This is a genomic window from Clostridioides sp. ZZV15-6388 (assembly GCF_020657755.1).
Lineage (GTDB): Bacteria > Bacillota > Clostridia > Peptostreptococcales > Peptostreptococcaceae > Clostridioides.
The window spans coordinates 129997-152562 of record NZ_JAGWCU010000005.1; the positions used below are offsets into that span (position 1 = coordinate 129997).

Annotated in this window: 18 protein-coding genes; 17 read left to right on the forward strand and 1 reads right to left on the reverse strand. The window is 31.0% G+C overall.

Going from position 1 to position 22566, the window contains the following annotated elements:
- Nucleotides 1-141 precede the first annotated feature (141 nt).
- The 4 genes from KGF48_RS05090 (at nt 142) to KGF48_RS05105 (ending at nt 6012) form a co-directional block, all read left to right on the forward strand.
- Nucleotides 142-2520 carry an endonuclease MutS2 gene (locus tag KGF48_RS05090; RefSeq protein ID WP_227839063.1) on the forward strand — a complete coding sequence of 793 codons (2379 nt, stop codon included), beginning with the start codon at nt 142-144 and terminating at the stop codon, nt 2518-2520.
- Nucleotides 2521-2541: 21 nt separating this feature from the next.
- On the forward strand, nt 2542-2958 hold the full coding sequence (locus tag KGF48_RS05095; RefSeq protein ID WP_227839062.1) for a DUF523 domain-containing protein: 417 nt from the start codon (nt 2542-2544) through the stop codon (nt 2956-2958).
- A gap of 177 nt (nt 2959-3135) precedes the next feature.
- Nucleotides 3136-4836 carry an arginine--tRNA ligase gene (gene argS / locus KGF48_RS05100; protein WP_227829461.1) on the forward strand — a complete coding sequence of 567 codons (1701 nt, stop codon included), beginning with the start codon at nt 3136-3138 and terminating at the stop codon, nt 4834-4836.
- Between the two features lie 252 nt (nt 4837-5088).
- Nucleotides 5089-6012 carry a hypothetical protein gene (locus KGF48_RS05105; protein WP_227839061.1) on the forward strand — a complete coding sequence of 308 codons (924 nt, stop codon included), beginning with the start codon at nt 5089-5091 and terminating at the stop codon, nt 6010-6012.
- 4 nt (nt 6013-6016) lie between these two features.
- On the opposite strand, the gene KGF48_RS05110 is transcribed toward KGF48_RS05105, so the two are convergent.
- A complete protein-coding gene (locus KGF48_RS05110) occupies nt 6017-6223 on the reverse strand; it encodes a hypothetical protein (protein ID WP_227433457.1) in 207 nt (68 codons plus the stop codon).
- 134 nt (nt 6224-6357) lie between these two features.
- Between KGF48_RS05110 and KGF48_RS05115 the strand changes: the two genes are divergently transcribed.
- The 13 genes from KGF48_RS05115 (at nt 6358) to acsD (ending at nt 22562) form a co-directional block, all read left to right on the forward strand.
- Entirely contained in the window at nt 6358-8112 is a 1755-nt protein-coding gene (locus KGF48_RS05115) for a B12-binding domain-containing radical SAM protein (RefSeq protein ID WP_227839060.1), read from the forward strand.
- A 17-nt stretch (nt 8113-8129) separates the two neighbouring features.
- Nucleotides 8130-9272, forward strand: coding sequence for a tetratricopeptide repeat protein (locus KGF48_RS05120; RefSeq protein WP_227839059.1), 1143 nt, complete (start codon nt 8130-8132; stop codon nt 9270-9272).
- Nucleotides 9273-9594: 322 nt separating this feature from the next.
- The gene (locus KGF48_RS05125; protein ID WP_227829465.1) at nt 9595-10506 is read left to right on the forward strand and encodes a bifunctional enoyl-CoA hydratase/phosphate acetyltransferase; all 912 of its coding nucleotides are present in this window, start codon (nt 9595-9597) and stop codon (nt 10504-10506) included.
- A gap of 610 nt (nt 10507-11116) precedes the next feature.
- Complete coding sequence (gene cooS / locus KGF48_RS05130; RefSeq protein ID WP_227839058.1) at nt 11117-13036, forward strand: anaerobic carbon-monoxide dehydrogenase catalytic subunit; 1920 nt, start codon at nt 11117-11119, stop codon at nt 13034-13036.
- Between the two features lie 304 nt (nt 13037-13340).
- Complete coding sequence (locus tag KGF48_RS05135; RefSeq protein WP_227433452.1) at nt 13341-14120, forward strand: AAA family ATPase; 780 nt, start codon at nt 13341-13343, stop codon at nt 14118-14120.
- Nucleotides 14121-14360: 240 nt separating this feature from the next.
- Complete coding sequence (locus KGF48_RS05140; protein WP_227829467.1) at nt 14361-16037, forward strand: formate--tetrahydrofolate ligase; 1677 nt, start codon at nt 14361-14363, stop codon at nt 16035-16037.
- A gap of 84 nt (nt 16038-16121) precedes the next feature.
- A complete protein-coding gene (locus KGF48_RS05145; RefSeq protein ID WP_227829468.1) occupies nt 16122-16754 on the forward strand; it encodes a cyclodeaminase/cyclohydrolase family protein in 633 nt (210 codons plus the stop codon).
- 91 nt (nt 16755-16845) lie between these two features.
- On the forward strand, nt 16846-17718 hold the full coding sequence (locus KGF48_RS05150; RefSeq protein WP_227829469.1) for a tetrahydrofolate dehydrogenase/cyclohydrolase catalytic domain-containing protein: 873 nt from the start codon (nt 16846-16848) through the stop codon (nt 17716-17718).
- 35 nt (nt 17719-17753) lie between these two features.
- On the forward strand, nt 17754-18428 hold the full coding sequence (locus tag KGF48_RS05155; RefSeq protein ID WP_227829470.1) for a methylenetetrahydrofolate reductase C-terminal domain-containing protein: 675 nt from the start codon (nt 17754-17756) through the stop codon (nt 18426-18428).
- A 35-nt stretch (nt 18429-18463) separates the two neighbouring features.
- The gene (locus KGF48_RS05160; RefSeq protein WP_227829471.1) at nt 18464-19345 is read left to right on the forward strand and encodes a methylenetetrahydrofolate reductase; all 882 of its coding nucleotides are present in this window, start codon (nt 18464-18466) and stop codon (nt 19343-19345) included.
- 41 nt (nt 19346-19386) lie between these two features.
- Nucleotides 19387-20772, forward strand: coding sequence for a dihydrolipoyl dehydrogenase (gene lpdA, locus KGF48_RS05165; protein ID WP_227829472.1), 1386 nt, complete (start codon nt 19387-19389; stop codon nt 20770-20772).
- A 55-nt stretch (nt 20773-20827) separates the two neighbouring features.
- Nucleotides 20828-21598: a carbon monoxide dehydrogenase accessory protein CooC gene (locus KGF48_RS05170; RefSeq protein WP_227829473.1), complete on the forward strand. Its 771-nt coding sequence runs from the start codon at nt 20828-20830 to the stop codon at nt 21596-21598.
- Nucleotides 21599-21617: 19 nt separating this feature from the next.
- Entirely contained in the window at nt 21618-22562 is a 945-nt protein-coding gene (acsD, locus tag KGF48_RS05175; RefSeq protein ID WP_227829474.1) for an acetyl-CoA decarbonylase/synthase complex subunit delta, read from the forward strand.
- The last annotated feature ends 4 nt before the right edge of the window (nt 22563-22566 follow it).

A 22566-nucleotide genomic window follows, 5' to 3' on the forward strand; every position in this document is an offset into this window, starting at 1 on the left:
TATCTAAAAGAGAAAAAATATAATAAATTTAGAAATAAAAAAGAAATAAAACTTGCAGTTTTTATTGAAAATGCTTGGAAAGCATACATTTTAGATATTAAAGAAAAAAGTTAAAATATTGAGGATGGTGAATATAGAAAAATGAATGAGAAATCGTTAAGAGTTCTAGAATACAATAAAATAATAGATTTATTAAAGAAGAAAGCCTCATCTTCTTTAGGTCTAAAATATATAGAAAGTTTAGTTCCAAATACTGATTTTGTAGAAGTAAAGTCCATGCTAGAAGAAACTAGTGAAGCTCAATCAATTATTATAAAGAGAGGTTCAGTAGGTTTGGATGGTATTCATGATATAGAAGATAAGGTTAAAAGAGCCTATATAGGTGCATCTCTTGACCCTGGAAGTTTAATTATGATAGCGGATACTTTAAGAGTAGCTAGAAGATTAAAAAATAGTCTGTCTAGCAGTGATGAAGAAGATTTTAATTATCCAATAATACAATCTCTATCAAATTCTCTATATGTATATAAAGATATAGAAGAACAGATATACAATGCAATAATAAGTGAAGTAGAAATATCTGACAATGCCTCAAGTACACTTAGAGATATCAGAAGAAGAATAGCTCAAAAAAATCAATCCATTAGGTCTAAATTAAATTCAATAATAAGTTCAACTACTTATCAAAAATACTTACAAGATGCCATAATTTCTCTAAGAGGTGATAGATTTGTAGTACCTGTAAAATCTGAATATAGGTCGCAAGTAGCTGGTATAGTACATGACCAGTCATCTTCTGGTGCGACACTTTTTATAGAGCCAATGACTATAGTAGAGATGAATAATGAGTTAAGACAGCTAAAATTAGGAGAGCAAGAAGAGATAGAGAGAATTTTATCAGAACTTTCTGCAATGGTTGGAGAAGTAAGTGAAGATTTGATTTCCAATCAAGAGATACTTGGAAGATTAGACTTTGCATTTTCAAAAGGAAAACTTTCTATACAAATGAGAGGTATAGAACCTACATTAAATGAGGATAAATATTTAAATATAAAAAATGGAAGACATCCACTATTAGATAAGAAAAAAGTAGTGGCAAATACTATTTATTTAGGAAGAGACTTCCACACATTGGTAATAACAGGTCCAAATACAGGTGGTAAAACAGTTACAATAAAAACTGTAGGCTTATTTGCGCTTATGACACAAAGTGGACTTCACATACCTGCTGATTATGGAAGTAGTATGTGTGTATATGATAATGTATTTGCAGATATAGGAGATGAACAAAGTATTGAGCAAAGTTTATCTACATTTTCATCTCACATGACAAACATAGTATCAATACTAAAAAACGTAACAGCAGACTCTTTAGTTATATTTGACGAATTAGGAGCAGGAACAGACCCTGTTGAGGGAGCTGCACTTGCAATAGCAGTATTAGAAGATATAAACTCTGTAGGAGCGAAATGTATAGCAACTACTCACTATAGTGAGCTTAAAAATTATGCTCTTACTAAATCTGGTGTAGAAAACGCAGCAGTTGAATTTGATATAGAAACTTTAAGTCCAACATATAAGTTACTCATAGGTGTTCCTGGAAAATCAAATGCGTTTGAGATTTCCAGAAAGCTTGGACTTAGTGACTATGTAATTTCACGTGCCAAAGAATATATAAATACAGATAACATAGCTTTAGAAGATGTATTACAAAATGTTGAAAAGAATAGAATCAAAGCTATTGAAGATAGAGAAGAAGCTGAAAGACTGAAGGAAGAGATAGAAAGACTAAAAGTAGAATACGACGAAAAACTTGAAAAATTAGTTACTCAAAGAGATAAGATGATTGAAAAGGCTAAATCAGAAGCATTTTCAATAACAAGACAAGCTAAGGAAGAAGTAGACCTTATAATAAAGGAACTTAGAAGTTTAGAACAAGAAAGAGCTTCTAAAGAAAAAAATCGTAAAATAGAAGAACTTAGAAAAGAATTGACTAGTTCTATGGGAAGTCTTCAACCAACAGTAAAAAGTATGATAGTTCCAAAGGTTTCAAGTAAAGAAATAAAAGACCTAAAACCAGGAGAAGAAGTTAAAGTAATAACTTTAAATCAAAATGGTAGTGTGGTTTCTGTAGACAAAAAGAGAAAAGAAGCAGTAGTGCAAATTGGTATAATGAAGATGACTCTACCTTTTAAATCGTTACAAAAATCTCACAAGGATGTTTCAAAAAATGTTACTAAATCAACAAGAAATATCATAAGGGCAAAATCTGGAAATATAAAAAGTGAAGTTGACCTTAGAGGTTTAAATTTAGAAGAAGCTATAATGGAAGTTGAAAAATATCTAGATGATGCATATGTAGCAGGGCTAGAATCTGTAACAGTAATACATGGAATTGGTACAGGAGTGCTAAAAGCAGGACTACAAGATATTTTAAGAAAAAATAGACATGTAAAATCACAAAGAGGTGGCCAGTATGGAGAAGGTGGAGCAGGAGTAACAATTGTTAAACTAAAATAATTTGTATAGGAGCACATTTTTATGATATTAGTATCTGCATGTTTAATAGGAATAAATTGTAAATATAGTGGCGATAATAATGAAAATAAAGAAGTAAAAGAATACCTAAAAGGTAAAGACTTTATCCTTGTATGTCCAGAACAGTTAGGTGGTCTATCTACACCAAGACCACCTGCTGAGATAGTTGGTGGGAAAGTAATCACAAAAGAAGATTATAAAGATGTAACAGAAAACTTTGTAAGAGGGGCTGAAGAAACTCTAAAAATAGCAAAATTATATGTATGTAGCGAAGCAATACTAAAAGAGGGTAGCCCCTCTTGTGGATGTAATCTAGTGTATGATGGTAGTTTTTCAGGTAAAAAAATACCAGGGAAAGGTATTACAGCAAAGTTACTAGAAGAAGAAGGAATAAAAGTTAAGAGTGAAAAAGACTTATAGAAAGTCAATAATGGTATGGATAAAAACTGTAATTATAGTATTTTTAATATATACAGAAAACATAATTATTAAAGTGTTTTGCCCTGTAATGAAATACTTGAAAAAACACGGAATTTGATTTAACATAAAGAGATAAGCACAATATAAACCAGGAACAATGTAGAGAGGAGCAACAAGATGCAAGATTTCAAGGTAGCAATATCAAATTGCCTTAAAGAGAAAATAGAAGAATTGTCGATAGAAGAGATAGAGGCACTTATAGAAGTTCCACCAAATAAGGACATGGGTGACTATGCTTTTCCATGCTTTAAACTAGCTAAAGTATTTAGAAAAGCTCCAAACATGATAGCAAGTGAATTAGCAGAAAGTATAGAAGCTAGTGGAGAGATAACAAAAGTAATACAACTAGGCGGATATGTGAATTTTTTTGTAAACAAATCTCAATTAGCAGAAACTGTAATCAAAAAAGTATTAGATGAAAAAGAAAATTATGGTTGTAGCGATTTTGGAAAAGATAAAACTGTAATAGTTGAATACTCTTCTCCAAATATAGCAAAACCTTTCCATATAGGGCATATAAGAACTACAGTAATAGGTAATGCTCTATATAAGATATATGAATCACAAGGATACAAAACTATAAGAATAAATCATTTAGGTGACTATGGAACTCAATTTGGTAAGTTAATAGTGGCCTTTAAAAAGTGGGGAGAAAAGGAAGTAGTAGAATCTAATCCAATCCCAGAATTATTGAAATTATATGTAAGATTCCACGAGGAAGCTGAACAACATCCAGAAATGGAAGATGAAGCAAGAGCATGGTTTACTAAATTAGAAAATGGTGATGAAGAAGCAAAAGAATTATGGCAGTGGTTTAGAGATGAAAGTCTAAAAGAATTTAGTAGAGTATATAAACTTTTAGATATAGAATTTGATTCTTTAGCAGGTGAAAGTTTCTATTCTGATAAGATGGATAGAGTGATAGAATTATTAGAAGAAAAAAATCTTTTACAAGAGTCTAAAGGTGCAAGAATCGTTGATTTAGAAGAATATAAGATGCCACCAGCACTTATTACTAAGAATGATGGTTCAACATTATATATGACAAGAGATTTAGCTGCTGCAATATATAGAAAAGAAACTTATGATTTTGATAAGTGTATATATGTAGTTGGTTCTCAACAAAACCTACACTTCCAACAATGGTTTAAAGTAATTGAGCTTATGGGATATGAATGGGCAAAAGACTTGGTGCATGTTGGATTTGGTATGGTAGCTCTTGAAGAAGGGACTATGTCAACTAGAAAAGGAAGAGTTGTATTTTTAGAAGATGCATTAAATCAAGCTATAGATAAAACTAAGGATATTATACTAGCTAAAAATCCAGATGCTAAAAATGTAGATGAAATATCTAAACAAGTAGGTGTTGGGGCTGTAGTATTCCAAGAACTATCTAATAGTAGAATAAAAGACTATACTTTCTCATGGGAAAGAACATTGAGCTTTGATGGAGAGACTGGACCATATGTTCAATATACACATGCTAGATGCTGTGCAGTTTTAAGAAAAGCAGAAGAAAAAATCACTTCTGATATAGATTATAGTCTATTGGCTGACGAAGATAGTGCAGAAGTTCTTAGAGTTATAGAATCATTTAATAAAAATATTTTACTTGCTCTAAAGAAGAATGAGCCACACATAGTTACAAGATTTATGCTAGATTTAGCTCAAGCGTTCAATAAATTTTATCATGACAATCCAATTTTAGTGGAAAATTTAGAGATTAGAAAATCGAGACTTGCCTTGGTGCTAGCTACAAAGCAAACTTTAGAAAATTCTCTGAAACTGTTGGGAATGCACGCTCCAGAAAGAATGTAACACAATAAAATGTTGAAATAAAAAGAATAAAATTGAACTTAGTACGCAATTTGTATAACTGTAGAATATAGGGATGTCGAAAACTGATGCTTTACATATAAAAAAGTAGTATCGTATAATAATATATAGATAGTAGATTACAATGATTTTTGTACACTACTATCCCCCTATATATGACAGCTTCTTAACGGGCTGTCTCTTTTTTTTTAATAGCAGGATATTTAAATTAAGTTTTTGAGAAAGGATATATTTATGAATGACGTATTAATAAAAAAAGTCTACACATCTTCTTTTAATAATGGAAGTAAGGCTCTTAAAGATTTAATTATAATAAATACAAAATCCTTAATAGATGATAAAACTCAAAGATGTGTATATATAGACGAAAAGAGATTGAAAGATGAACTTATTTACTTTAGATTTTATGGAGAAAAAATAGGTAATGTCAATTTTTTAAATATTTTATTACCATTAATTTTATCAAATACTAATATTCAAAAAAGTGAAGATGAGGTTGTTAAACTAATAAAAAAATATGTGAGTTACTTTAAAAAAGAAGAATCCTTATTTGATTATTTATTAAGTTCTGTAGCGTATAATTCTATCATGCACAATCTTATAAATAACAGTAAAATTGAATATGTCGAATTACTACAAAATATTAAAGACAAGATAATAGGTTTTTCTATAGAATTAGACAAGTCTGATATTGTAAAGTTTCAGATGGCAAGGATAAGCACAATACAATTAATTGATAAATATATTGATTTAAAATATGAAGATTATGATGAAGAAAGTATTCTACCAAGTGTTTTAAATATTTTATATGATATTTATATAGAAGACAGAAATGTAGAAAATGAAGGAATTAAAAGCATAAAAAAATCTATATTATCTATTTTAGGTGAAGAGACTGAATTAAACGAAGATAATATAGATTTTATTTTTTCTATGTCAGAATATGTTGTTAAGTTGAGAAAATATAAAATTGGGGTTAAAATGTATAATAAAAAAATAGACCCAAGAGGTCTTATAAGCCTTGAAGAAGGCGATACTACAATAGACCCCATATTTAATCAAATAACAGTTATGTCGAAAACCTTTAGTGATAATATATTAAGCATAAAGATAAATTCTAAATCAGGTATTTATATATTAAAGTTTAAAAAGGTTTAGGTTACTAGAGATTACTGTTTTTTTCTAAGTAATCCAAAAAATCTTTTTCTTTAGTGTCAGTTAAGAAACATAATTCTTTTACTATATTATTTCTAAGGTCGATAAAATCACTAATTTGGGTATTTTCATTAGTGTATTCAAGAGACTTTATAATAAGCAGTAAATCTCTTTTTGATAAAGAGTTGATAGATACTTTTTCAATTAATTCCATAAAAAACTTCCTTTCCTCATATTACTTGAAATTAATAATCTAATTATATAAATGTTATATAGACTTTACATATACTATTTTAACCTATAAGGGGTACAAAAAGCAGTATAATATTAAAAAGAGGTGAGAAATATTTGAAAATTTTATTAACAACGTTGAATTCTAAGTTTATTCATACAAATTTAGCTATAAGATACCTAAAAGAATTTGTAAGGGATTTAATAGAAGTTGACATGAAAGAATATACGATAAACAATGACTTAGATTATATTTTAAAAGATATATACAAAAATGAATATGATATAATTTTGTTCTCAACATATATCTGGAATATAGGAGATATAGTTAAACTTTGTGATAATCTAAAAAAAATTAGACCAAATACTAAAATAGCTTTGGGCGGTCCAGAAGTGAGTTATGATAGCTATGAGGCAATGAAAAAATACGATTTTGTAGATTATATACTTTATGGAGAAGGAGAATTAATCTTTAGAGATTTAGTGCTTCATCTTAAAGGAAAGAAAGAAATAAAAAATGTAGACGGATTGGTATATAGACAAGGAAGTGAGATAATAGCAAATAAACCTATGGAACTTCTTCAAAATTTGGACGAGATTCCTAGTCCTTATGAAAATTTAAATCCAAAGGAATATGAAAATAGAATAGTATATTATGAGTCGTCAAGAGGTTGCCCGTTTAATTGTCAATACTGCTTATCTTCTACCATTCCTGGTCTGAGATATTTCAGCTTAGATAGAATAAAAAGAGATTTAAAAGCTTTAATAGATGCAAGAGTCTCACAAATTAAATTTATTGATAGAACTTTTAATGCAAATAAAAAAGTGGCTATGGAAATTATGGATTTTCTTATGAAAAATGATAATGGATATACAACCTATCATTTTGAAGTTACAGCATATTTGATAGATGACAAGATGCTTGAGTTTTTGGCTGATTGTAAAGAAGGGCTTTTCCAGTTTGAAATAGGAGTGCAGTCAACAAATGAAAAAACACTTGATGCAGTAGGAAGAAGAGATGATTTTAAAAAGTTATCTCATGTTGTGCAGACAGTAGCATCTTATAGAAATATACATCAGCACTTAGACTTAATTGCAGGACTTCCTTATGAGGATTATGAAAGCTTTGAGAACTCATTTAATGATGTATTTAATCTAGGGATAGAACACTTACAATTAGGCTTCTTAAAGATGATTAAGGGTACAGGTATGAGAAAGGTAGCAGATGAGCATGGATTTAAATATAAGGATTATGCTCCATATGAGTTTTTATACAATAATTATATAAGCTATGAAGAAACATTGAAATTAAAGGATATAGAAGATATACTTGAGAGATACTACAATTCTAAAAACTTTGTGTTGTCTATGAGATATGTTATAGGCAGATTTTACAAACAAAGTCCTTTTAAATTTTTTGAAACTTTTGCTAAGTACTTTGATGAAAATGGGTATTTTGACTTGGCACAGGGGAAAAATCAATTATACAAAATATTACTGGACTTCTATAATGAAAAAATAAATATAGACAATGATGTATTTAATGATATATTAAAATATGACTATATTTCGCTAGGTAAGACATCAAATATACCACAGTTTTTTAATAAGTTAGATGTGGATGACTTTAAGAATAGATGTCATGTATTTTTACAAGATAATGATAACTTATCAACATATCTACCTAATTTTGTTGATAAACCAGCAAAACATATAATAAAATATGTTCATTTTGAATCGTTTAAATTTAATATTGTGGATTTAAAAAATAATATAAATACAGAAATAAGAGAAGAAGAAAACATAGTCTTATTTGAATACGATGATAAAAAAATATTTGAGAAATCTAAAACTCATAAAGTAGAAATTTAAGTATTTAGGAGGAAAAAATGGATTTTAAAATAGAAAAATATTTGCTAAAGAAGGCAGAAGAACTAGCTTTTATAACTATAAAGCATGGTGGAGAATTTAAATTAAAGAGTTATGATGTGCCAAAAGGTGGACTAGATGTACCTATAAAAAATGAGGTACTAGTAAAAGGAATAAAAGAAAAAACTGCTCAAGATAAGTTAAACTCAATGTCTATAGCAGATGCAATGATATATATAATTGGTATAGATAGTAAATTTAAAAACAATGGAGAATATGAAAAGTTTTTAGATGCTTTGGCTAAGGATATTAACTTAGATTTAAAAGCATATATGGGATACATGTCTAGAAAGTACTTTGAGATTGGTGAACATACAGATTCTTTAATATATATAAAAGCATTTATAACTATGTATCCAGATGATTTAGATGCAATGTATAATTATGCAATTGTGTGCCAAGAGATAGCAAAACAATATCAAAAAGACCTAGATGATAAAGCTATGAATGCATTTTTACTTGAAGCGATGGCCAAACTTGAAAAGATAATAGATATTGATAGTGATTTTGCATTAGGTTATTATCATTTAGGTTATCATTATTATAATCAAGGTCAATATTTGAAGACTAAACTGACATGGGAAGATGCATTAAGATTAGGTCTAGATGCTGACTTAGTGGCTGAAATACAAGAAAATTTAGGAAAGATGGATTTTAAAGTACAGTATGAAGAAGGATATACACTTATATTCCATGGTAAGTTCAAAGAAGGATTAGAAAAACTACTGCCACTAGAAGAAGAACATATGGATTGGTGGAATTTACTGTTTATGATAGGACTAGGATATAAGGGTATGGGCGAAATAGAGCAGGCTAAAATGTACTTTGAGAAGATATTAGTAATAAAACCTAAGCAAGTAGATGCTATAGTTGAATTAGGGCTTTGTGAAGCTTCTAAAAATAATTTAGATAAAGCCATAGAGTATTTTGAGCAAGCTGCCAAGATAAAAGAAGACCCAGAAATTCTTTGTAATTTAGGTATGGCTTACTTAAACAATGGTGATATTGATGATGCAACTTACTATATAGAAAGAGCTTATGAATTAAATCCACAGGATGAGATTACGATTGCTTGTTTAAGAGAGCTTGGTATAAACAAGTAAGAATGTTGTTAAACTGTATTAGATTTTATTAGGTTGGATTTGATGTTAGTGAGTTTTATTTGATGTTATTAAATTTTTATTAATTAAGAGTGGTAGAACATTTATTATGTTGTACCACTTTTTTATTTACTTCGTTTGGGAGCTTTTTACTTTTATTTATTCTTTGTAATATTATATTTCATAAATATCTTGAACTTGTAATAATTAAATATTAAAGCAGATTTTAGTTATACAAATTTTTTAGAACATAAAAAATAAATTGAGAAAAGATATATCAAATATGGTATTATTTAGTTAAATATATATAAGGGAGGGGTTACTTTTGATAAAGAAATTAGATGATATTTTAGAGCAGCTTAAAGGAGGAGAAAAAATAGTACTTTCTGTAGCAGCAGCTCACGACAAAGAAGTTTTAATGGCGATAAAGGATGCTGTAGAAAGAAATATAATTACTCCTATATTAGTTGGAAATGAAGGAAAGATAAGAGAAATATCAAAAGAAATAGAATTTGATTTGGGTGGAATTAAAATTATTGACAAGGATGATATTAAAGACTGTGCTGAAATAGCAGTTAAATTAGTATCAAGTAAAGAAGCTGATTTTGTAATGAAAGGCTTATTAGATACATCTGTTATATTAAAAGAAGTGTTAAATAAAGATTATGGTCTTAGAACTGATAGTTTATTAAGCCATGTTATGGTATATGAGTTAGAAAAATACCATAAGCTGTTGATAACTACAGATGGAGGAATGAATATAGCTCCTGACTATGAACAAAAGGCAAAAATATTAAAAAATTCTATAAAAGCAGCAAAATCTTTAGGTATGGAAACTGTAAAAGTTGCATGCTTAGCAGCTAAGGAAAAAGTAAATCCTAAAATGCAAGCTACTGTAGATGCAGATATGTTAGCAAAAGCTTGTCAAGCAGGAGAATTTGGAGATAATGTAATTGTAGAAGGTCCTTTAGCTTTTGACTTAGCAGTTTCAAAAGAAGCTAGTGAGATAAAAGGATTTAAGAGTGAAGTATCTGGAGATGTAGATATTATACTGGTTCCAACAATAGAAGTTGGTAATGGAATAGGAAAAGCCTTTACATATATGGCAGATTCTAAATCAGCAGGTATAATTATGGGTGCAAAAGCTCCTATAGTTTTAGTATCAAGAGCTGATTCACATGAATCTAAATTATACTCTATTGCATATGGAGCTATTGTAGCGAAAAGTATGAAATAAAAACATTAAGTGTGTAAAATAGATGCGTTAAAAGATAAAAAGTAGTCATAATATCTGAATTAATGCAATATTAAAAAAATTTTATATAAAAAATAATTATAGCTTCAAATGAATATATACAAATGTTCAATTTGAAGCTATAATTAATATTAAAGTAGGAAAAATAAAAAAATTCAAAAAATTAGTCTAAAAAATGCTATTCTAAGAAGTTTTTACTAATTATGGTATAGGGAGTAAAAATCTGTAACAAGTCCAAAAAAGTAGTGAGAAATAACAAACACACAAATAAGATGTAATATCAAAAAATTGACTAGAAATAATTCAAAATTGATTTTAAAAAATCAAAACATAATTTAATTAAACTAAAGTATCAAAAAAGTAGGCTTAAGTATTAAAAAATAGCCAAAAATAAGCAGTTAAATTAACTTAAATTAGGCATTAAAAATAAAATTTTTATGTATTATCTAATTTTGTTAAAAAAATATTTAAATCTAAAGCAAAGTGCTGAAAATTAGTATATAATCAACTTAGAAAGCATTTATTTTATTATTTTATGACATGAAGTCAGTCACCTGGGGGATTTTAAAAATCAAAAAAAGGGGATAGGAATATGGATGAAAAAATGTTAACAATTGATTTAAACAGCCAGAAGATGATAGCAAAAGCTAGAGAAGAAGGCGTAGAAACAATGTATGATAGAAAAGCAGGCTTTAAAGCACAATGTGGTTTTGGTCTTCAAGGGGTTTGCTGTAGAATATGTGGAATGGGACCATGTAGAATAAGTCCTAAAACTCCAAGAGGGTTATGTGGAGCAGATGAGCATACTATAGTAGGTAGAAACTTTGCAAGAATGGTTGCTGGTGGGACAGCTGCCCATTCAGACCATGCTAGAGATATAGCACATACATTAGCATTAGCTGATCCAAATGGAAACTATAAAATAAGAGACGAAGCTAAGTTAATTACTTTAGCTAAAGAATGGGATGTAGAAACAGAAGGTAGAGATATCTATGATGTAGCACATGAAGTGGCAGAAATTGCATTAATGGAATTTGGTAAACCTTTTGGGACATTAAGATTTATAAAAAATGCACCAGAACCAAGACAAAAAATATGGAAAGAATATGCTATAGAACCAAGAGCTATAGATAGAGAAATTGCAACAATAATGCACTCTACTCATATAGGATGTACTGGTGATATAGATAGTTTAATACACATGAGTCTAAGAACTTCTATGGCTGATGGTTGGGGTGGTTCTATGATAGGTACTCGTCTAAGCGATATCTTATTTGGAACTCCAGTACCAAGAAGAACAGAAGCTAACTTAGCAGTATTAGAAGAAAATAAAGTTAATATAATATTACATGGACATGAGCCAGCATTATCAGAAATGATAGTTTTAGCTTCAGAAGAACCAGATTTAGTAGCTTTAGCTAAAGAAGTTGGAGCAGATGGAATAAACTTAGCTGGTATGTGTTGTACAGGTAATGAAATCACAATGAGACATGGTGTAAGAATAGCAGGAGACTTCCACCAACAAGAACTTGCAATAGTAACTGGAGCAGTTGAAGCTGTAATAGTTGACGTTCAATGTATATTCCCTGCACTAGCTAGAGTAGCAGATTGTTACCATACTAAATTTGTAACAACTTCTCCAAAAGCTAAAATAACAGGTTCAACTTATATTGAATTCAGAGAAGAACAAGCTCTTGATGATGCTAAATCAATAGTTAAAGAAGCAATCTTAAACTTTAAAAATAGAGATAAATCAAAAGTACTTATACCTGAATTAAAATCAGGGGCAACAGTTGGGTATAGTGTAGAAGCAGTAGTAAATCAATTAGACAGAGTTGTAAACTCTCATATAGACCCAGCAGGAACAGTTAAGCCATTAACAGACTGTTTAAAATCTGGAGTATTAAGAGGAGCAGCTGGTGTAGTTGGATGTAACAACGCTAAAGGAGTTTCAAATGAAGCTCATGTAACAATAATGAAAGAGTTAATTAAAAACGACATAATAGTAGTTACTACAGGATGTGGTGCTTCAGCAGCAGCAAAATTTGGTTTAATGGAAACTGATGCAGCAGAAAAATATGCAGGTAAAGGTCTTGCAACTGTCTGTAAATTAGTAGGAATCCCACCAGTACTACATATGGGTTCTTGCGTTGATATAAGCCGTATATTAGATTTAGTTGGAGCAGCAGCTAAATACTTAGATATGGATATGTGTGACCTTCCAGTTGTAGGTATAGCTCCAGAGTGGATGTCAGAAAAAGCAGTTGCTATAGGATGTTATGTTGTAGCTTCTGGTATAGACACTTATCTAGGAATAATGCCTCCAATAGCTGGTTCTTCAAGAGCAGTAGATATATTAACTAGCGAATTAAAAGATAAAGTTGGTGCAACATTTACTGTAAATACAAATCCAAAAGAGTTAGCAGCTACAATAATAGAAGATATAGAAAAGAAACGTGTTCACTTCGAAGCATTAGTTGAAGAAAAAATGGGCGTTGAAGCAGAAGCTTAGAAAATGGCTAGAGGCTTAGAAAAAACGATTTTATATCTAAATGAAGATTTTATGGTTGAATAAAGTCAAATATTAAAGAAAATAATATCGAAATACAATGAATATACTGAATAAATAAAATATAAACAATATAATGAAGAATACTAAAACTATACATGCTGCTTTGAAAAGCTAGTAGGGTAAATGTAATTGGTTCCTGTAAGGACTAGCTGTAGTTTATTTTTAGTGTTTAAAAAATAGATAACTACACTAAAAAATAAATAAATAAAATAAAAAGCAAATAGTAATAAAGGTGGTAGGGATTATGAAGATAGCAATAACAGGTAAAGGTGGAGTAGGTAAAACGACTTTTTCTTCAATGCTCTCTAGAATGTTTGCTGAAGACGGATACAGAGTTGTTGCTGTTGATGCCGACCCTGATGCTAATTTAGCTTTAGCACTAGGTTTTCCAAAAGAAGTATATGAATCAATAGTACCTATATCAGAAATGAAAAAATTAGTTTCAGATAGAACAGCAGCTTCTGTAGGTTCATTTGGAAAAATGTTTAAGATGAATCCTAAAGTAGACGATATACCTGAAAATTTCTGTAAAGAATACAATGGAGTGAGATTACTTACATTAGGGACAGTAGATTCTGGTGGTACTGGATGTGTATGTCCAGAGCATGTTCTTTTAAAAAGACTCTGTTCTCATTTAATACTACAAAATAAAGATGTAGTTGTTATGGATATGGAAGCTGGAATTGAACACTTAGGAAGAGGAACAGCTCAAGGTGTAGATGCTTTTATAGTAGTTGTAGAGCCAGGTGAAAGAAGTCTACAAACCTATAGAAAAGTTAAAAAACTTGGTCATGATATAGGCGTAAATAAGGTATTTGTTGTAGGTAACAAAATCAGAAATAAAGAAGATGAAGAATTTATAATACAAAACTTAGAAGATGGCGAATCTTTAGGATTTATCTATTACAATCAAGATGTTATAGATTCTGATAGAGCTAATCAATCTCCATATGATTCTAGTGAAACAACAAAAGCACAAATTAAAGAAATAAAAGAGAAATTAATGTCACTTAAAGATAAATAGAAATTTTGATTTATAATTGGTTTGTTGGTTAAAGGTAATAAATAGGTATTAGATAGGTAATGAATGATTAATTAGATAAATGACTAGCTATTAAGTAAAGATATTTTAATAGCTTAGTAGCTAGTTTTTAAGCAATTTTACATGTATAATTATCTTATAAAATATAATTTTTACATATTAATACAATTTATACAAAAATTATATTTTAAATCTATTTAGGTTGTGGGAGGAGATTCAGTTATGGGATTTAAATCTGACATTGAAATAGCTCAAGAAGCTAAGCCTCAAGATATTAGAGAGGTTGCAAAAAAATTAGGACTAGGTGAAGAAGATGTAGAACTATATGGTAAATACAAAGCTAAAGTTGACTACAATCTTCTAAAAAGAGAAACTGGGAAAAAAGCTAAGTTAATATTAACTACAGCTATAAACCCAACTCCAGCAGGTGAAGGAAAAACTACTACTACTATCGGTGTTGCTGATGCATTTGCAAAATTAGATAAAAATGTATTAGTTGCTTTAAGAGAACCATCTCTAGGACCAGTATTTGGTGTTAAAGGAGGGGCAGCTGGTGGAGGATATGCACAAGTTGTTCCTATGGAAGATATAAACTTACACTTCACTGGAGATTTTCATGCTATAGGAGCTGCTAATAACCTTTTAGCTGCTATGCTTGACAATCATATTCACCAAGGAAATGAACTTAGAATAGACCCTAAGAAAATAACTTGGAGAAGATGTGTAGACATGAACGATAGACAACTTAGAAATATCGTTGATGGTATGGGTAAAAAAGGTGATGGAGCAGTTAGACAAGATGGATTTGATATAACTGTTGCTTCTGAAATAATGGCAGCTTTCTGTTTGGCAAGTGATATAGCTGACTTAAAAGAAAGATTAGGAAACATAATCGTTGGATATAGCTACGAAGGTGCACCTGTAACAGCGAGACAATTAAAAGCTAACGGTGCTATGGCTGCATTATTAAAAGATGCTTTAAAACCAAACCTAGTTCAAACTCTTGAAGGAACACCATCATTTGTACATGGTGGACCATTTGCAAATATAGCTCATGGATGTAACTCTGTTATAGCTACAAGAATGGCTATGCACTTTGCAGATTATGTAATAACTGAGGCTGGTTTCGGTGCTGACCTTGGAGCAGAAAAATTCTTAGATATAAAATGTAGAATGGCAAACTTAAAACCAGATGCTGTTATAATAGTTGCTACTGTAAGAGCATTAAAATACAATGGCGGAGTTGCTAAAACAGATTTAAATGAAGAAAATCTAGAAGCTCTTGAAAAAGGACTTCCAAATTTATTAAAACATGTTGAAAACATAACTCAAGTATATGGATTACCAGCAGTTGTTGCAATAAACAGATTCCCACTTGATACTGAAGCTGAACTTAAACTTGTTGAAGACAAGTGTAAAGAATTAGGCGTTAATGTTGCTCTTTCTGAAGTATGGGCAAAAGGTGGAGAAGGTGGAATTGCAGTAGCTAAAGAAGTTTTAAGATTATTAGATGAAGAAGAAAATAATTTTAGATTCTGCTATGAAGATGATTTATCTATAAAAGATAAGATAAATGCTATAGCTACTAAGATTTATGGAGCAGATGGTGTAGATTATACTCCAGAAGCTGATAAAGAAATAGCTAACTTAGAAAAACTTGGATTTACTAAAGTTCCAGTATGTATGGCTAAAACTCAATATTCTTTAACTGATGACCAAACTAAATTAGGTAGACCAACAGGATTTAGAATAACTGTAAGACAAGCATCAATTTCAGCAGGGGCTGGATTTATAGTTGCACTTACTGGAGAAATAATGAAAATGCCAGGATTACCAAAAGTTCCAGCAGCAGAAAAAATAGATGTTGATGAAAACGGAGTAATAGCTGGATTATTCTAAGTGTATTAATTTATAAATAAAGAGTAGGAAATATCTCTAAGATAATTTGAGATATTTTCCTACATCCTTTTAAGGAGGATTATCATGAAAATAGCAGATAAAACTTGTGTTGATTTTGTAGAAGTACTATCTTCTAAAGAAGCAGTACCAGGTGGCGGGGGAGCTGCCGCACTAGTTGGTGCAATTGGTATGGCTTTAGGGAGTATGGTATGTAATCTTACAATAGGAAAGAAAAAGTATGCTGAGTATGAAGAAAGTGTAAAAGATATATTAAGTAAAGCAGGAAAATTAGAAAAAGATTTATTAAAAATGATAGATGATGATGCAGAATGTTTCTTACCATTATCAAAAGCTTATGGGCTTCCTAAAGAAACAGAAGAAGAAAAAAGAATAAAAGCAGAAACAATGGAAAAAGCACTAAAAGTTGCTTGTGAAGTGCCATTAAATATAGTAAGAGTTTGTTATGAAGCTATTAAGTTACATGAAGATTTAGTTGATAAAGGTTCAAGACTTGCTATAAGCGATGTTGGTGTAGGGGTTCAATGTTTAAGAGCTGCTATACTTGGTGGACAATTAAATGTAGTTATAAATATAAATTCTATACAAGATCAAGAATATGTTAGTAAAGTAAAAACAGAAGTAGATAAATTAGTTGAAGATGGCGTTAAAACTTGTGATGAAGTTTATGCTAAAGTTGAAAAAGCTCTTGGAAAATAATTTTTAAATGACGAAAGTAAATACTATGTTATTAATATGTGGTATATAGAATAAATTAATTTAAGTTTGCTTGTAGGGGAGTTGTGAATATATGGAAGTAATGTCAACTAAAGGACAGATTATAAAAGGAAAACCTGTAGCTGATAAGATTAGTGAAGACTTAATAAAAGAAGTCGAGTTACTAGTTAAAGAAGGTATAAATCCTAAGCTAACAATAGTTAGAGTTGGAGCAAGAAGCGATGATTTATCATATGAAAGAGGAGCACTAAAAAGATGTCAAAACATTGGTATAACAACTGAAGTGTTGGAATTAGCTGAAGATATAACTCAAGAAGAATATATTGATGTTTTAAAGAAAGCTAATGATGATAAGGATGTTAATGGTATATTATGTTTTAGACCACTTCCAAAACACTTAAATGAAGAAGTTATAAAATATGTCATTGCGCCAGAAAAAGATGTAGATTGTTTTAGTCCAATAAACTCTGCTAAAGTCATGGAAGGTGATAAGAGTGGATTCCCACCATGTACTCCTACAGCAGTAGTAGAAATATTAAAACATTATAATGTTGATTTAAAAGGAAGTAAGGTAACAGTTCTTGGAAGATCAATGGTAGTTGGGAAGCCAGTATCAATGCTTTTATTAAGTGAACATGCAACTGTTACAATATGCCATTCAAAGACTAAAAACTTATCAGATGTAGCTGCGGAAGCAGACGTATTGATAGCAGCTATTGGTAGAGCTAAGATGGTAGATGAAAGTTTTGTGAAAGATGGAGCAGTAGTTATAGACGTTGGTATAAATGTTGATGAAGAAGGAAATTTATGTGGAGATGTTGATACAAATGCAGTTTTAAATAAAGTATCGATGATAACTCCAGTTCCAGCGGGGGTTGGTTCAGTTACAACATCTATACTTGCAAAACACGTAGTTAAAGCTTGTAAGTTGCAAAACAATAAATAGATAGATATTGTGGAAGGTTTAGGGGGGAAGTAGATATGATAATTTCTGAAAATAAACCATTGGAAGAAGTGCTAGGGTACTTAAAGAATTTTGACAAGCTAGTTTTAGTTGGTTGTAATCAATGTGCAGCGACTTGTAAGAGTGGTGGAGAAGAAGAAGTTCTAAAAATGAAGGAAACTCTTGAAGGTGAAGGCAAAAAAATCTTAGGATATGTAATGCTTGATCCTGCTTGTAACCTTTTAAAGTCTAAAAAGGACTTAAAGGCTCTAAAAGAAGAAACTAAAGAAGCTGATGCAGTTTTATCTTTAGCATGTGGAGATGGAACACAAACAATAGTTAAAAACCTAAAAAATAAACCAGTTTATCCAGCTAACAACACTTTGTTTATAGGGGAAGTACAAAGGGTTGGAGAATATGAAGAAGCTTGTAAAGCTTGTGGAGACTGTGAACTTGGTTGGACAGGTGGAATATGTCCAGTAACTATGTGTGCTAAAGGTCTTATGAATGGGGCTTGTGGTGGAGCTAAAAATGGTAAATGTGAAGTAAATCCAGAAAATGATTGTGCTTGGATAAAAATATATGAAAGATTGGAATCTATAGGGCAATTAGAGAATTTAGCAGAAATAAGACCACCAAAAGACTATTCTAAGCAAAATAATCCAAGAAGCTTAAGTGCAAAGAAAAAGAAAGAAGCAACAGCGAATTCATAAAAGTTTTTTTTAGAAGGTTAAAAGGGGGATTAGAGATGAGCTTATTAAGAGAAACACTAGAGAGTGGAAAATTTGCAGTTACTACTGAGATGGCTCCTCCAAAAGGGACTGACCTTTCACATTTAATTGAGTGTGCGAAGCCGTTAGTTGGAAGAGTTCACGCAGCAAATGTAACAGACTTTCAATCAGCAGTTATGAGAGCAACTTCTCTTGCTACATGTAAATTACTAAAAGATGCTGGATTAGAGCCAGTGATTCAAATAACGGGGAGAGATAGAAATAGGATAGCTATACAAGGAGAAATGTTGTCAGCAGGTGTATTTGGAATAAACAGTTTGTTGGCATTAACAGGAGACCATACTAGCGTAGGAGACCATCCACAGGCTAAAGGAGTATTTGATTTAGACTCTGTAGGGATACTTCAAACTGCTGAAACTCTAATGGCAGGTACGGATATGGCTGGTAATAAATTAAAAGGTTCTCCAGATTTTTATCTAGGAGCATCAGTAACTCCAGAATATTCTCCAATAGAAGTTCAATTATTAAAAATGCAAAAGAAAATAAAAGCTGGAGCTAAATTTTTCCAAACTCAAGCACTTTATGACATAAATACAATGAGAAAGTTTAGAGAACTAACAAGGGATATGGATTGTAAGGTATTAGCAGGAATAGTACCTTTAAAATCTCCAGGAATGGCTAAATTTATGACTGCAAATGTACCAGGAATATTTGTGCCAGATGAACAAATCGAAAGATTAAGAGCAGCTGGAAAAGAAAACTGGGTAAGTGAGGGAATAAAAATGGCAGGAGAACTTATCAAACAATTAAAAGAAGAAGATTTATGTGATGGTGTTCATATAATGGCAATTGGGGCAGAAGAAAATATACCTGCTATACTAGATGCCGCAGGTTTATAGTATTACAAGATTGTAGATTATAAGGTTTGGGGGAATTAAGGATGAAAATAGTAGTAGTAGGTGGTGGACCAGGAGGATATGTAGCAGCTATAAAAGCTTCTATGCTTGGTGCAGAGGTAACAGTTATTGAAAAAAGAAGAGTTGGAGGAACTTGCTTAAATGCAGGATGTATACCAACTAAAGCACTTCTTGCTTCTTCAGGGGTATTAAATACTGTGAGGGAAGCAAAGGATTTTGGTATAGAGATAGATGGTACAGTTACACCAAATTTCACTGCTATAATGGAAAGAAAAAATAAAGTTGTAAATCAATTAATAAGTGGTATAGAATTCCTATTTGAAAAAAGAGGCGTAAAACTAGTTAATGGTTTTGGAAAATTGATTGATAAAAATACTATAGAAGTAACAAAAGATGATGGAACAGTAGAATCTATAAAAGCGGATAAGATAATACTAGCTAATGGTTCTGTTCCAGTTGTACCAAGAATGTTCCCATATGATGGAAAAATTGTAATAACTAGTGATGAAGTTCTTGGACTTGAAGATATACCTGAGTCTATGTTAATAGTAGGTGGTGGAGTTATAGGATGTGAAATAGGGCAATTCTTTAGAGCCTTAGGAACAGAAGTAACTATAGTTGAAATGGTTGACCAGATACTATTAAATGAAGATAAAGATGTAGCTAAACAACTACTTAGACAATTTAAGAAAGATAAGATTAAAGTTATTACAGGTATTGGAGTACAAACTTGTGAAGTAGTTGATGGTAAAGCTGTTGCAACTCTTTCTAATGGAAAGGTTATAGAAGCACAATATGCATTAGTATGTGTTGGTAGAAGACCTAACCTTGATAATTCTGGAGTAGAAGATATAGGAATTGAAATGGAAAGAGGAAAAGTAGTAGTTAATGAGCATCTTGAAACTAATGTAGAAGGTATATATGCAATAGGTGATATAATAGATACTCCTTTCTTAGCACATGTTGCTTCTAAAGAAGGTATTGTTGCAGTTGAAAATGCTTTAGGAAAAACTAAAGTAGTAGATTATAGAGCAATTCCAAGATGTGTTTATACTGAACCTGAAGTTGCTGGTGTTGGTAAAACTGAAAAACAACTTGAAGCTGAAGGTGTAGAATACAATGTAGGTCAATTTGATTTTAGAGGACTTGGAAAAGCACAGGCTATAGGACATTTCCAAGGATTTGTAAAAATAATAGCTGATAAAGAAACAGATAAAATAATAGGTGCAGCAGTAGTAGGTCCTCATGCTACAGATTTATTAACAGAGTTATCACTTGCTGTTCATCTAGGATTAACTGTAGAACAAGTAGGGGATGCAATACATCCACATCCAAGTTTATCTGAAGGACTAATGGAAGCACTTCATGATGTACATGGAGAATGTGTTCATTCTGTACCTAAATTATAATAAGTAAACAGAGTACATAAGGCTCTGTGGCTAGATTTAAGGGGGAAGTCTTAAAATGGGATACAATATAGCTGTTGCAGGAAAAGGTGGAACTGGTAAAACAAGTCTCACAGGGCTTTTGATTGATTATTTGGTTAAGGACAATAAGGGACCAGTATTGGTTGTAGATGCTGATGCTAATGCTAACATAAATGAAGTATTAGGTATTGAAGTTGAAGCAACAATAGGAGAAATAAGAGAAGAAGTAAATCAAAGAGAAAAGTTAGGCAATGCATTCCCAGGCGGTATGACAAAAGCACAATATCTACAATTTAGATTAAATTCTATAATTGAAGAAGGCGAAGGATATGACTTATTAGTAATGGGGAGATCAGAAGGGGAAGGATGTTACTGTTTTGTAAATGGGATACTTAGAGAACAAGTAAACAAAATATCTGGTCACTACAAATACTTAGTCATGGACAACGAAGCTGGTATGGAACATCTAAGCAGAAAAGTTACTAGACATGTTGATACGCTTTTATTGGTTAGTGATTGCTCAAGACGTAGTATACAAGCTGTTGCTAGAATAAGAGATTTAGCTGAGGAACTAAAATTAAATGTTGGAAGAATACTTCTAATTGTAAATAAGGTTCCAAATGGGGTTATGAATGATGGTGTCAAAGAGGAAATAGAAAAACATAACCTAGAGCTAATCGGTGTTGTACCTATGGATGAATTGATATATGAATATGATTCTACAGGTATTCCTTTAGTTGATTTACCTGAAGATTCAAAATCTAAAGTGGCTATGAAAGAAATTTTTGCTAAATTAGAATTAAAATAGGCTTAAGGGGGAAAAAAATATGGCATTTAAAATGTCTACTCAAAAATATTCTGGAAAAATATCAGAAGTTGAAGTAGGAATAGGGGAAAAAGCAATTAAATTAGGTGGGGAAAATGTATTACCTTTTTATAGTTTTGATGGAGAAGTAGGGAATACTCCAAAAATAGGTATACAAATATCAGACGTTTATCCTGAAAGCTGGACTGATTCATATAAAGAGTTATACAAAGATGTAGCTAATTGTCCAGTAGAATGGGCTAAATATGTTGAAGCTAATACACAAGCAGATTTTATTTGTTTAAAATTTGATGGTTCTGACCCAAATGGATTAGATAAATCAGTTGATGACTGTGCTGAAGTGGCTAAAGCAGTAGTTGAAGCAATAACATTGCCTTTAGTAGTAGCTGGTTCAGGAAATCATGAAAAAGATGGTAAACTGTTTGAAAAATTAGCTCAAACATTGGATGGTCATAACTGTCTATTTATGTCAGCAGTAGAAGATAACTACAAAGGAGTAGGAGCATCAGCTGGAATGGCTTATTCACACAAAGTTGGAGCAGAATCTTCTGTTGATATAAACCTAGCAAAACAATTAAACGTACTGTTAACTCAATTAGGCGTTAAAGGTGAAAATATAGTTATGAATGTTGGATGTTCAGCAGTTGGTTATGGATATGAATATGTTGCATCTACTATGGATAGAATTAGACTTGCAGCATTTGGTCAAAATGATAAGACATTACAAATGCCTATCATAACACCAGTAGCTTTCGAAGTAGGTCATGTTAAAGAAGCTATAGCTCCAGTGGAAGATGAGCCAGATTGGGGTTGTCCAGAAGAAAGAACTATAGCAATGGAAGTTTCAACTGCAGCAAGTGTTTTAGTAGGTGGTTCAAACGCAGTTATACTTCGTCATCCAAAATCAATAGAAACTATAAAAGAATTGGTTAACGCATTAGCTTAATTAA